Source organism: Parascardovia denticolens DSM 10105 = JCM 12538 (assembly GCF_001042675.1).
Classification (GTDB): domain Bacteria; phylum Actinomycetota; class Actinomycetes; order Actinomycetales; family Bifidobacteriaceae; genus Scardovia; species Scardovia denticolens.
This window is the reverse complement of the sequence record NZ_AP012333.1, coordinates 434371-447019: the sequence shown is the minus strand read 5'-3', so window position 1 is coordinate 447019 and position 12649 is coordinate 434371. Positions and strand designations below refer to the sequence as shown.

Genomic DNA, 12649 nt, shown 5'->3' with positions numbered 1-12649 from the left:
GCTGTTGACTAGAGCGACCGGTCGTATGCCACCCCGGTCGTGCACTACCCCTGGCCGTGCGCCACCCTAGACACATGCCGACTCGGTCGTGTGCGACCGATCGTGTCCCACCACGGGTGTGTGTCGCCTCGGGCGTGTACTAACTCAAAGTTGAAAAACCGACCCCGCCTTTTAAACCACTCATTTTTTATACTTTGAATTAGTCCACAGCGCAACCGGACGCCACTAGGATCGACCGAAAGCAACCGGGAAAAACATGATTGTGGCGGGCCCACCCTAGACTGGAGACCATGACAAACACGAAGAAAGAGAACCCCTCCTCGGAAACGCCATCCCAGTTGGCCCAGGAGCTTTTCGACGAACTCGGCGTATCCATCAGCCCGGACCTGCTCATCGAGGCGCTGACCCACCGGTCTTTCGCCAACGAGCACCCCGGAACCCGTAATTACGAACGCCTGGAATTCCTCGGCGACGCCGTCCTGGAACTCGTCGCCACGGAAACCCTGTATAAGGCCCACCCGAATTATACGGAGGGCCAGATGTCGAAAATCCGCTCCAAAGTCGTGTCTGAAGAGTCATTGGCTGAAATCGCCCGGGACAAGCTCAAGATCAGCCCCATGATTCTGCTGGGCATTGGCGAGCGCCGCGACGGCGGCGCGGACAAGGATTCCATTCTTTGCGACATCGTCGAGTCCCTTTTCGGCGCGATTTTCGTCGAGTACGGAATTGAGACCGCGCGCAAGGTCATCCATAGGCTTTTAGACGATAATCTGCATTATTACACAGCCGAAGGGCCGGCTTTGGATTGGAAGACGGCCATCGTGGTCAAGGCTCATGAGCTTGATTTAGGTGAGGTCAATTATCAGATGGAGGTCGGCGGCCCCAGCAACCGGCTGGAATTCACGGCCCATCTTTTCCTGGTCAAGGAGCCAGATGCGGATACGGCTCAGGGGAAGAGCACAGCTACTGCGGAAAATATGGCTTCTGCGGGGAATAAGGCTCATTCAGAAAACCCTGAAAGCTCTGTTGCGGATGATGCAGGAAAGACCAGCGGCAGGCAGGAAATCTCGGTCGGCCACGGGTCCAGCAAGCGCAAGGCACAGCTGGATGCGGCCGAAAAAGCTTGGAGGCTTTTAGCCCAGTCGGAGCAGACGGCCGAGTAAAATCACTCAAGAAAAGTCGTTCAGCGGCACTTGGCAAGGCAGGCGCCTACTCATTGTCAGACACTAGGCGCCTACTCATTGTCAGGCTCCGGGTACATACGCCGGGACTCACGCAAGGCACTACTCCTGGTGTCCGCGCTAGGCCCCAGCCAAACAGGCACCAGCCACCTACTCCAGGCAGCCGTCCACAGCCCCCTGCGGAATGAAGAGATTGCCCAAAGTCGCGGCCATGATGGCCTTGATGGAGTGCATGCGGTTCTCGGCCTGGTCGAATTGCCAGGCATAAGAGGAGCGGAACACCTCGTCGGTCACCTCCATCTCCTCGATGCCGTATTTTTCCGCGATTTCCCTGCCATAACTGGTCTCGGTGTCGTGGAAGGCCGGCAGGCAGTGGAGGAAAATGAGCTTGTCGTCTGGGGTGCCAGTCCGGCGCATCATCTCCATGGTCACCCGGTAAGGAGTCAGCAGAGACACGCGCTCCTTCCAGTTGTTCTCCCCCATGGAAACCCATACGTCGGTATAAATGACATTCGCGCCGGCCACGCCTTGATCGATATCGTCGGTGATCAGGAACCGCCCCCCGGTTTGCCGGGCGAATCCGCTGGCGATTCGCACGACCGACTCGTCCGGCTGCAGTTGCTTGGGCGCGAGGATCCGCACGTTCATGCCGACCATAGTTCCGGCGACCAAAAGGCTGTTGGCCATGTTGTTGCGACCATCCCCTACGAAAGTCAGGGTCAGGCCTTTGAGATGGCCGAATTTCTCCTTGATGGTCATAAAGTCCGCGATCATCTGGGTGGGGTGCCATTCGTCGGTCAAGCCGTTCCAGACCGGCACACCGGCGAAGCGGGCCAGGGTCTCCACATCGCTGTGCTTAAAACCGCGGTATTCGATCCCATCGAACATGCGTCCCATCACCTTGGCCGTGTCCTCCACGGATTCCTTCTTGCCCAACTGGGTGCTATCGGTCCCCATGAATTCGGGATATGCACCCAAATCATTGCAGGCGACCACGAAAGAGGACCGGGTGCGGGTGGAGGTCTTTTCGAAAAGCAGGGCCACGCTTTTGCCTTCCAGATATTTATGCGGTACCCCGGTTTTCTTCAGCTTCTTCAGATGGAAGGCAAAGTCCACCAGATACATGATTTCGGCTGGGGTGAAATCCTTGCAGGCGAGGAAGCTGCGGCCTTGGAAGACGTTATCGCTCACCTTCGCAGAAGGATTAAGAACGGATTCGGCAGGATGAGAAGTCTGAGAGACCGATGCCGGTTCCATAGCTGGAGGGATTTGAGCGGATTCCGCATCGTGCGTTGCCGGGGCGGATCCGGGGGATGAAAGAGAGTCCGAAGAGATGGTTCCCATAATTTTTCCTCACATTTATGATTTTTATTTTACGATTATTATAGATTATCATCGATTATTACTGAGCCGATTCAGTCCACATCCTGGCGAACCAAAGGCATGGTCATGCACCGGGGGCCGCCGCGGCCGCGGGAGAGTTCGGAGGACTCGATCTCATGGACGCAGACCCCATGCTCCCGCAGGAGCTCGTTGGACACATAGTTGCGGTTGTAAGTGACGACTTGCCCTGGGGCGACGGCGAAGGTGTTGGACGCGTCGTTCCACTGCTCGCGTGGGGCGACGACCGGATCCCCGTTCCCCGTCGGGATCAGGTCGACCTCGGTCAGTCCCAAGGCCTTCTTTAAGACCGCATGCAGGTCGTTGCGATGGGTGATCTCCACGGACCCATCCCCGTAGCTGGACTGCCCCGAGCGGATTTCGCCGTCCTGCGCCACCCCGGCGGCCGGGTGCAGAACATAGAGGTCCATGCTGCCGTTTTTGTCCATGATGGAAGGGTGCACGGTGAACTGGTCCCGGTTGATCATGGTGAAAACCGTGTCCAGATGCATGGTGGCATGGCCTCGGGGGATGCTGATGGCGATGACCGTGTCATAATCGGTACGGCCGAAAAGGGCCCGGGCCACGTCTTCGATGGCGTTGGCCGAAGTCCGCTCGGAAACGCCGATGGCGACCACGTGGTCATTGAGGACCAACACGTCGCCGCCTTCGATCCGCCCATGCACGTAGCGGTCGCGCCAAATCGGCACGCCCCCGTCCGCGTCCTCCTGCTGCCCGGCGAATCGGGGGTGATAACGGAGGATGTATTCCATAAAAAGGGACTCGCGTTTGCGGGCGTGGAAGGCCATGTGGTTGACCAAGGCCCCATCGCCGATCACCGCCGCTGGGTCGCGGGTGAAGTAGAGATTCGGCATGGGCTCCAGCAGGAAGGGGTAGCTTCCGTTTTCCGCTTCCTCCTCCAAAGACTTGATCGCCACGCGGACCTCGTCTTTGCGGACCCCGGCCATCACCCGCTCGGTCATCTCCACCGGGGTCAGATTGAGCAGGAAGTCGGCCAGGGCGTCGTGCACATAGCCTTCGCGGTAGTGGGATTCAGCCAGGATGTCCTTCACGTAGCTTTCATGGACGGCCTCGTCCTCCAAAGCCTGGCTGAAAAGGTCCTCCAGATAGACAACTTCCACCCCCAGGTCGCGCAAGGTCTGGGCGAAGGTGTCATGCTCCTTCTGGGCGATAGGCAGATAAGGGATGTCATCGAAGAGGAGGCGGTCCATCAGGTCCGGGGTGATGTTCTCCACCTCCCGGCCGGGCCGATGCAAAAGGACGGCCTCGAGTTTGCCGATTTCGGATGTGATATGAAGGGGAGGAAGAGACATCGCCGCGCGATTCGCGTCTGGGATCCCCCTTCCCCGCCGAGGGGTCTTTTGCTCTTCCGGCTGCCGCTCGCGCCCCGCTCGGAAGGCAGGCTCAGTGGAACCCTTCTGGTTAACTTGATTTTGATGCGCGGTCATCTCAGTCATAAGCTTCCCTTCGTTTCCTTAAGTAGCTACCTTAGTGACTGCCGCCAACCTGTGAAAAAGACCGGGCTGAGGATGTCCGTCTGATAGTGAATAGACTTACATTTGATGGCAAGTTTGAAAGGGCTATGGCAGGCGATCCCGTCAAGGCGGTTTCGACCAGGCGGCTCTGGCAAAGCAATTACTGCAAGTCGGTTTCGGCAAGGCGATAGAAAAACGGAGATGAGACGATGGAGGCAGTCGACGACCTGCGTCAGCCATCAGCCTTCCATGATTTCCTGAGCCTGAATCCACTCCTCTTCCAGGCTCTCGATGCGCCGGCTGAGGTCTTGCAGTTGGGTATTGAGTTCGTTCAGGCCGACGAAATCGCTGGAATCATGCGTGGCCATGGCGGCTTCCAGCCCATCTTTGTCTTGATTCAGCCGGTCCAGTTTCCTTTCCAAGGACCGGGATTTCTTGGCCGCCTCCCGCTTGGCCATACGCGTCTCTTTGCTGTCGGTCTGCGAAGAGGCGTTGGATCCGGATATCGAAGAAGCGGAAGCGGCGCCAGAAGCCGAAAATTCCGAAGGGCCTGCGGAAGTCGAAGAGGTCGACGAATTTGAAGATCCCGAGGACAAGGAGTTCCTGGAGGAGGTCATGGCCGGGGCGCCGACGGATGCGGACAGGCTCATTTGGCCCGATCCGGGCCGGACATAACCCCAGTCCAGCAGGTCAAAGTAGTCGTTGACGCCGCCAGGCAGATGCTGGATCTGCTCGTCGATGATGGCGAACTGCTGGTCCGTCACGCGCTCCAAAAGGTAGGAATCATGGGAAACGACAATCAAGGTGCCGGGCCAGGAGTCCAGAACGTCCTCCATGACGGCCAGCATATCCGTATCCAAGTCATTGCCCGGCTCATCCATGATGAGAACGTTGGGTTCGTCCAGCAGGATGAGTAGGAGCTGCATGCGGCGCTTTTGCCCGCCGGACAGGTCTTTGATCGGGGTCATGAGCTGGGCCGAAGAGAAGCCCAGCCGTTCCATCAACTGGCCGGGGGTGGTCTTCTTGCCATCCACGAGATAAGTGGGCTTATAGCGGCTGAGGACTTCCTTCACCTTGTATTTGCCCAGCTCTTCCAGCTCATCCAGGCGCTGGGAGAGGACGGCGAATTTGACGGTCTTGCCGATTTTCACCCGACCCAGGGTGGGCCGGAGGCTGCCGTCGATGATTTTGAGCAGGGTGGATTTGCCCACCCCGTTGGAGCCGACTATGCCGAAGCGGTCTCCGGGGCCGATGATCCAGGTGACATGATTGAGGACTCTTTTGCCGGTGACGGTGACTTCTTCGGCGGCTTGGGTATCGGCGGCCTCGGCGTCGGCAACTCGGGCTTCCTCGGCTTGAGCCCCGGCCTCACCCCGATCCCGGGTGACTTCCACGGTCACGATGTCATCGCCCAGCCCCGGCTCCTGGCCCGGCTGCAAGGGATAGATCTGGCTGACATCGGTCAGTTCGACCACGTCTTTGCCCAAGCGGGAGGTGGCCATCTGCTTCAGTTCCAAGGTGTTGCGCACGGGAGGCACGTCGGCGATGAGCTCACGGGCGGCCTTGACGTGGAACTTCTGTTTGGTGGAGCGGGCACGAGCGCCTCGGGTCAACCAGGCCAGCTCCTTGCGGGCCAGGTTGCGGCGTTTGGTCTCGTTCACGTCAGCCTGCCGGTCGCGCTCGACCCGCTGCTCGATGTAGGCGCTATAGCCGCCGTCAAAAGGATCGATGCCCCCGTCATGCACTTCCCACATATGGCTGCAGACATCGTCCAGGAACCAGCGGTCGTGGGTGACCACCAGAAGGGCGCCGGCCTCTGAGGACCAGCGGTTCTTCAGATGCCGAGCCAGCCAGTGGATGCCGGCTAGGTCCAAATGGTTGGTGGGCTCATCCAGAAGAAGGATGTCCCAATCATGCAGGAGGAGCCGGGCCAGGTCCACCCGCCGCCTCTGCCCTCCGGACAGACTGGAAACAGTGCTTTCCAGGGAGACTCCCGTCAGCAGGGTCTCCACGATCTCCCGGGACTGGGGGTTGGCCGCCCACTCGTAGTCCTCCCGCCCTTCCAAGGCGGCTTGGCGGACGGTGGCGGAATCATCCAGGTCATCGGTCTGGTTGAGAATGCCCAAAGTCAGCCCGCCACGCCGGGACACGCGGCCGGAGTCCGGCGTCTGCTCCCCCGACAACAAATGGAGCAGAGTGGACTTGCCATCCCCGTTATGGCCGACGATTCCAATCCGGTCCCCTTCGTTGACCCCCATGGTCACGTCATCGAAAATATCCTTGGTGGCGTAGGAAAGGGAGACATGTTCAAATCCAATGTCAAAAGTCGGCATGGGCCATCCTCACAAAGTCAAAATCATAAAAAGTCTCTGGTCAAAAAATCAAAAATCTCTAGTCAGCGGTCAAAATCCGTCGCCTAGTCCGTAAACCGCAAGGCTACAGCCGGTCCCTGCCAAAGGAGACGCAGCGGGCGGCGAAACCGCGGAAAACGGTGTCAGCCAAGGGCCGAATCTCGGGAGCGAAACGGTCGTAATCAGAACGAATCTGCTTCACCTGGGATTTCTTCAGCCCATCGATCATGATTTCCGTGGAAAGCCACTCTTCCAGCAAGGTGTGGTCCACCTCGAGGTGGAATTGCAGACCCAAAGCCGGGCCATAACGAAAGGCCTGATTCCTGGTCCCTTTGGTGGAGGCCAGGATGGTTCCCTCTTCAGGGCAGGAGACCAAGTCGCTGTGCCAGTGCAGGACGTTGACCGGCTCTTTGCCTAGAGGGAGGAAGGAATCTCGCGACTCCCGCTCGACCGGGCTGAAGCCCATCTCGGTCTTGCCCCCGCTTTTGAGCTTGGCCCCCAGGGCCGTGGCCAAAATCTGATGCCCCAGGCAAACGCCCAAAGTGGGCACCCCCACGCCGACCGCCGCTTTGGTGTATTTGCCTTCCGCCTTCAGGCCCGGGTATTTGTCGAAATCCTGAGCCCCCATGGGGCCGCCCATCAAGACCAGCCCGCTGATCGAATCCAAGTCCGGCAAAGCGGGTTTTTTATCTTGGGCTACGAAAAGGATCTGATAATCGATCCCGCTGTCCTCCAAGGCGTCGGCTATACGGCCCGGCTTTTCCCACTCGGCATGCTGAAAAATGATGACCTGAGATTTCTCCATGCCTCCATTGTGTCACTCGCGTCTAACATGTCTGCTGCAATTCCCCAGCGAGAGGAGAATACGCGCATCAGCTGGTATAAGATGAGGTATAGAACGACGATATGAGGAACTACCATGGACCAGTTGACTTTAGGCGAACGGCTTTTGGCCGAGCGAGACGCGCAAGCCAGCCACGGCCTCTATTATTGGACGACCATCGTCATGACTTACAATTCCAATCATCTTGAGGGGTCAACGCTTTCGCCCATACAGACTCAGCAGCTTTACGACACCGGTTCCGTCACTCCCACCGGCGAGAAGCCTCTCAAATTGGACGATCTGATTGAGACGAAGAACCACTTCAAGACTTTTGACTACATGCTTGACCATTGCCAAGGCCCGCTCAGCCACGACTTCGTTTGCGCTTTGCATCGTCTGCTGAAAAGCGGAACGAGCCAGGCGGATAAGAATCAGCTGTGGAACATAGGCGGCTATAAGAAATTCACGAATCAAATCGGCTTCTTTAATCCGGTGCGGACGGCCCCTCCCGACAAAGTAAAGGAGGAGATGGAAGAGGTCTTCCGACTCGGACAAGGCCTGCCTGTCGATGAAGCCGGAATCGATTCAGCTCTTGCCGAATTCCATGCGACTTTTGAGCGGATCCATCCTTTCTCCGATGGCAACGGCCGCATCGGCCGCCTGCTCCTCTTTAAGGAATGCCTTCGCCTGGGTTTGACCCCGCCGGTCATCTTTGATGATGAAAAGGACTCGTATATTCACGCCCTTTCCTCTTGGACCCTTTCGCATCCTGACGAGCTGGCTGCTTTCATCCGGCATAGCCGGGAACGTTATACACAGGACGTTTTGGATAAATTCAAGGATGCTAGCTGATTGGAACTTTCAGTTAACTGAAAATAAACCCGATTTTCCCAAAAACTTTCAGTTAACTGAAAGTTTTCCTATTTTTCTGCTATACTTTCAGTACGCTGAAAATTCACGTTCAACTTCATCCTGAAAGTTCAAAAACGTGGGGGAGGAAAATCATGGTACCATCCACAAGCCAAGCTACGGACCGGCAGAACCAACCGTCCCCTCGTCTTCTCAATCGTCCCCTCTACATGGATAAACTGACCTCATATCTGAACACCGACTTCATCAAAGTCATCACCGGTGTCCGCCGCAGCGGCAAAAGCTACCTGCTCTTGCTGCTCAAGGAACACCTTCAAAATCAGGGGGTTCCCGGCAGCCATATCATTTATCTGAGCTTTGAGGATCCGGAGAACTTCGCACTTCTTGAGGGGAAGGACCTATACAACTTTCTGCGCGAACAGATTCAGCAGAACACCGAGAACAGCCATCCTTATTATTTCCTCTTTGACGAAATCCAGGAGGTGTCCGGTTGGCAAAAGATCGTCAATGGTCTTCGTCTTCTTTGCCCTTGCGACATCTATCTGACCGGGTCCAACGCTTCCCTTCTCTCCGGAGAGCTGGCGACTTATCTGGCCGGCCGCTATGTGGAAATCCCCATACTGCCTTTGTCCTTCACCGAGTTCAAGGCCTTCTCCCCCATCTCGCACGAACACGATGAGGATTATCTGACCGACTATCTGGAATACGGAGGCTTCCCTTCCATCGCCTTGCAGTCCTCTCCCAACCTGAAAGACGACGCTTTGAAAGGCATTTACAACAGCATCGTCTTACGCGATGTGATCAGCAGGGCAACGGTCAGGGAGCCGCAGATTCTGCAGAAGGTCGCTCTTTTCCTGCTGGACAATATCGGCAATCTGGTGAATACCAACAAGATAGCCAATACCCTTCGCACCAGCGGACAGAAGGCTTCCAACAACACCATCGATTCCTATATGGATTTGCTGGAAAACGCCTTTCTCTTCTACCCAGCGCCTCGCTACAACATCCGAGGCAAGGAATTCCTTGCTCGTTCAGCCAAGTATTACACGGTTGACCTGGGATTCGTCCATTCGCAAATCGCCCGGCGTGGACGGAACTACGGTTCCCGTTTGGAGAACCTGGTCTATCTGGAGCTGAGAAGGCGCGGATACACTGTCAGCGTTGGCCAGCTGGATGGGAAAGAGATTGATTTCGTCGCCGAGAAGCCGGATCAAACGGCCTATCTGCAGATAGCCGACCATATTCCGGAGAACAGCCAGCGCGAGACGGACAATCTCCTCGCCATACCGACCGGCCATCAGCGTTTCCTCATCACCAACAGCTGGTCAGATGCGGGGTCCGTCGACGGCATCACCATCATGCATGCTTTGGACTTCTTGAATGGGAAGGAGCTGGGGTAGGGACAGCTTTTCGCCGGGGTTACCAATCCTCGCTTGCAGCCCATCCCCTTCCTCCATCAAATTGGTCATTTGAATAATCATCACGCGTAGAATCCTAAGCATTACCTTCTGCACTGTCATCGCAAGTTTCATCATCAACCATTGCATCGTCTCGCCCAGACCAGATGTCCCTAGTAAGACATACATCATCACTGTTCGGCCTAGTAACTTGCTCTTCTCTGTCCACATGCAAAAGAATCGGAACCTGCACCGCAGTACCGGTAACAATGGCTTCGCCCTGTCCAAGGCTGGAAATCTGGCTATATGAATTTCGATCAAGTGTGGGCATGGTATTCTCAAGCATACGCAAATCAGTATCATTCACTAAGCGATGAATGAAAAAATTATGAATCTGAGAAATAATTGTCGGAGAAATATCAGCTGGCCTTTGGCTCGCAAGTGTTAGAAAAAATCCGAATTTACGCCCTTCCTTAATAATTTCCTCGAAAACAGATAGCCGATAGCTTTGCCAACTATCACCCTCACTTTGTGAGGATGCGCTGAGAATGTTATGTGCCTCATCAACAATAAGATGCTTCGTGCAACAAACGTTACCGCCATTGTTCGCAACTGCCTCTTTTTGCTCATCGTAGATCATTTTCGCTAGCAGCATTGGCATAAGTCGTTTAATATTTCGATTAGCATGAGCTAGGCTGAGGATGTTAAGAGTCGCAAATTCCGATTCGATGTTATCTACAATCTCTACAACAGGTTTGAGATCAGCAAGAGCAACATCAATCCTCCTGAATAAAGGATTTATGTATTCAGGCATAAGTGATTTAAATGCTTCATCAAAAATTCTCTGGAATTGGAGGAAATATCTGAGTCGTTCAATTTCATTGTCAAGTTTACTGTAAGCAGTTTTCAGCTTTTCTTCATAAAAATCAATTCGCAACTGATTAGAAATCTTGCCATTGGAAAAAATCGGAATGTCCTGATTTCCTTGATCCTTAATTGAAAAGTTTACTTTCCCATAATCTAATTCATATGATGACTGATTACCATCAATCCTGTGAATGTCTGAATTCAAATCATTGGCAATCTTAAACCAGCTTTCGACTAACCCAGAGGAAAGCTTAATGTCTTTATAATCTTTAAATAAAGATATCAGCAAGCCAATTTCAAGCCGAGCGAACTGCTCGCTAGAACTGATTTTCCGATATTGCTCTATCGCCCTGCGGAGAAAGGGGAGCTGCGTTGCAGGCCTGGCATCGAAGAGGATAGCCAAGATATCTGGATCAAGTATGCACTCTTTTTTAATTGGGAGAGGAGCCCCCTCCCCAGGATTCCTAGTATTGATATCAAAAATTTTTTGGGATTTCGGTGAAACTCCAAATTGCCCGCTCGTGTACTCGCCATTAAAATCAATAACGAAGAAACGAGATTTTTTAAATATCTCATCGCGATATTGAGATTTGAATAACTCCAGGTAGAGCTTGTGCAGCGTATTTGATTTACCACTACCGGTATTACCAAAAATGCCAATGTGCGAAGCAAAGAATTTATTGATGGGCAATTCCACACGTTTTCCTTCGCGCACAGATTCGCCGATGATGATTGTAGGCTCTCCTTCATCGACCGAATAAATCGCGTTAAGCTCCTCTTGGGTTGTTAGCGCAACAACATTTCCAACCATCGGCTCGTATCGAGAGGTTAAATGGAAATGTCCATTTTCAATAACTCCCTGCTTTTTGAGCTCAATGATTCGATTAATGGAATTTTTACTATACCGATTGTCGAACTCTTTACTTTTTACACTGTTCTGCTGATCCATCACTTTTTCAGATGAAACAGATGCAATAATCTTGATATCATTTTGCAAAATCGTTAGGAAGGCGCCAACTCGCGGTCCCATCAATAGTTCGCCGTCCCACAGGAACTCGGAATCATTGGACATGTTATACATGCCGACTTGGCATTTCGTTCCGTCAACGCCGACAACAACACCTAAAGGCTTAGGATGCTCACCCATCATTCTGCGCTCCTTAGCTCTTTCAAGGAGGCGGACTGGAGCATATCCGTTACAAATTCAAGATCAATCTTTCGCACTTTCTTTACCGGATTCGCAGAACCCTCTTTCTCCTCCGTTTCTTCATCATTGAAATCTGAAGGGGTAATTATTTGGAAGTTTGGATAGCTAGCTGGATGATGAGAGTCGTGGAAAATATTCTGCAAAATCACATGACGGTCCTGATCACTATAACCGAAAATCACTACTTTGAGCTCACGATTATCAAGAGCTCTTCGCAACATGCGAGCTATATGATCATCTTGAAAAGAGAAGCCAATCACAAATAGTACAGACTGTGGTTTATCCAACTCGAGTTGGAAAACACGCAACATATCATGAAAATGGTTACTGAGAAAAGTGGCCTCACCTTCGTGACCATTCGGAGGAACAATAACAGGCGAATTCACAACCCTATTCCGAACTGCGATTTGCTCTTCGCTATACCCTCCTTTCTCCCAGTTTACTGAACCATGAGGCTTGATCAATGTAATAGATGGAAGCTCATCAGTATAGTTATCGTTGAGCCCTCGATATGAAACGACCTGGTTAAAATTAGAACTATCCAAGTAACGATTGAAATATCCCCGCGCTCCATCATTAAAGACGAAATTATTCTCTGCCAAACATTCGTCTATAGCAGTTTCTAAAAGTAAATCATAATTCGTAGTAAAAATGGTTGCGCTACGAGGCGTCTCCCGAGCATTACTTAGGTTAAGCAGCCTAATAATCATCTGGAAAAATCGTTTATACTCGTGTATTGTCTCCCCAAGAATTTTATGCGGATCAGAGGGTTGCAAATCCGTTTGATTTTTTTCTGCATCAATATTGCCGACGCACCTCCATAATTCTGAATCACCTTTGCATTTCCCTCCAGCTGTATTAGCTAAAGCTAGGTAACTTATTATTCGAATTCGCCGAACTAATTCTTTGTTACGTCGAATCTCGTCTTCCTCGGGAATCGCTCCTTTTGAATCGTATTTCACCCAACTCATAAGTGGAACAGCGGGCGTAGAGACACCCGAACCGATAAGAAAATTAAGATGCTTGGTTATCGCAAGCTTCCTAAATTGTTGAATGTTGAGGCTCTTATCAGACATG

At 53.2% G+C, this 12649-nt stretch carries 9 protein-coding genes; 3 read left to right on the top strand and 6 right to left on the bottom strand.

The genetic code is table 11. The annotated features are described in order from the left end of the window. The first annotated feature begins 290 nt into the window (after positions 1–290). Positions 291–1163, top strand: a complete 873-nt coding sequence (rnc, locus tag PSDT_RS01915) for a ribonuclease III (RefSeq protein WP_006289738.1) — start codon at positions 291–293, stop codon at positions 1161–1163. Positions 1164–1331: 168 nt separating this feature from the next. Here the strand turns inward: rnc and argF are convergent, their stop codons facing one another. From argF to PSDT_RS01895, 4 genes are all read right to left on the bottom strand, one after another. Further along, on the bottom strand, positions 1332–2438 hold the full coding sequence (gene argF, locus PSDT_RS01910) for an ornithine carbamoyltransferase (RefSeq protein ID WP_006290631.1): 1107 nt from the start codon (positions 2436–2438) through the stop codon (positions 1332–1334). Positions 2439–2596: 158 nt separating this feature from the next. Further along, complete coding sequence (locus tag PSDT_RS01905) at positions 2597–3895, bottom strand: arginine deiminase (RefSeq protein ID WP_006289736.1); 1299 nt, start codon at positions 3893–3895, stop codon at positions 2597–2599. A gap of 401 nt (positions 3896–4296) precedes the next feature. Further along, a complete protein-coding gene (locus PSDT_RS01900) occupies positions 4297–6390 on the bottom strand; it encodes an ABC-F family ATP-binding cassette domain-containing protein (RefSeq protein WP_006289735.1) in 2094 nt (697 codons plus the stop codon). Positions 6391–6493: 103 nt separating this feature from the next. Beyond that, positions 6494–7213 (bottom strand): type 1 glutamine amidotransferase, encoded by a 720-nt coding sequence (locus PSDT_RS01895; RefSeq protein ID WP_006289734.1) that lies wholly within the window; start codon positions 7211–7213, stop codon positions 6494–6496. Positions 7214–7327: 114 nt separating this feature from the next. Here PSDT_RS01895 and PSDT_RS01890 point away from each other — a divergent pair, with 114 nt between their 5' ends. Together PSDT_RS01890 and PSDT_RS01885 are read left to right on the top strand one after the other, a co-directional pair. After that, positions 7328–8083: a Fic family protein gene (locus tag PSDT_RS01890; protein ID WP_006289733.1), complete on the top strand. Its 756-nt coding sequence runs from the start codon at positions 7328–7330 to the stop codon at positions 8081–8083. A 152-nt stretch (positions 8084–8235) separates the two neighbouring features. Continuing rightward, positions 8236–9501 (top strand): ATP-binding protein, encoded by a 1266-nt coding sequence (locus tag PSDT_RS01885; RefSeq protein WP_006290633.1) that lies wholly within the window; start codon positions 8236–8238, stop codon positions 9499–9501. 94 nt (positions 9502–9595) lie between these two features. On the opposite strand, the gene PSDT_RS01880 is transcribed toward PSDT_RS01885, so the two are convergent. After that, positions 9596–11515: an ATP-binding protein gene (locus tag PSDT_RS01880; RefSeq protein ID WP_006290634.1), complete on the bottom strand. Its 1920-nt coding sequence runs from the start codon at positions 11513–11515 to the stop codon at positions 9596–9598. After that, entirely contained in the window at positions 11512–12648 is a 1137-nt protein-coding gene (locus tag PSDT_RS01875; protein ID WP_006289730.1) for an SIR2 family protein, read from the bottom strand. Before PSDT_RS01875 ends, PSDT_RS01880 begins: the two co-directional genes overlap by 4 nt. Between the last annotated feature and the right edge of the window lies 1 nt (position 12649).

Bases quoted from the DNA above. Each gene is read 5' to 3' on its own strand.
- rnc (WP_006289738.1), top strand. From the start codon at position 291: ATGACAAACACGAAGAAAGAGAACCCCTCCTCGGAAACGCCATCCCAG.
- argF (WP_006290631.1), bottom strand. From the start codon at position 2,438: ATGGAACCGGCATCGGTCTCTCAGACTTCTCATCCTGCCGAATCCGTT.
- PSDT_RS01905 (WP_006289736.1), bottom strand. From the start codon at position 3,895: ATGTCTCTTCCTCCCCTTCATATCACATCCGAAATCGGCAAACTCGAG.
- PSDT_RS01900 (WP_006289735.1), bottom strand. From the start codon at position 6,390: ATGCCGACTTTTGACATTGGATTTGAACATGTCTCCCTTTCCTACGCC.
- PSDT_RS01895 (WP_006289734.1), bottom strand. From the start codon at position 7,213: ATGGAGAAATCTCAGGTCATCATTTTTCAGCATGCCGAGTGGGAAAAG.
- PSDT_RS01890 (WP_006289733.1), top strand. From the start codon at position 7,328: ATGGACCAGTTGACTTTAGGCGAACGGCTTTTGGCCGAGCGAGACGCG.
- PSDT_RS01885 (WP_006290633.1), top strand. From the start codon at position 8,236: ATGGTACCATCCACAAGCCAAGCTACGGACCGGCAGAACCAACCGTCC.
- PSDT_RS01880 (WP_006290634.1), bottom strand. From the start codon at position 11,515: ATGATGGGTGAGCATCCTAAGCCTTTAGGTGTTGTTGTCGGCGTTGAC.
- PSDT_RS01875 (WP_006289730.1), bottom strand. From the start codon at position 12,648: ATGTCTGATAAGAGCCTCAACATTCAACAATTTAGGAAGCTTGCGATA.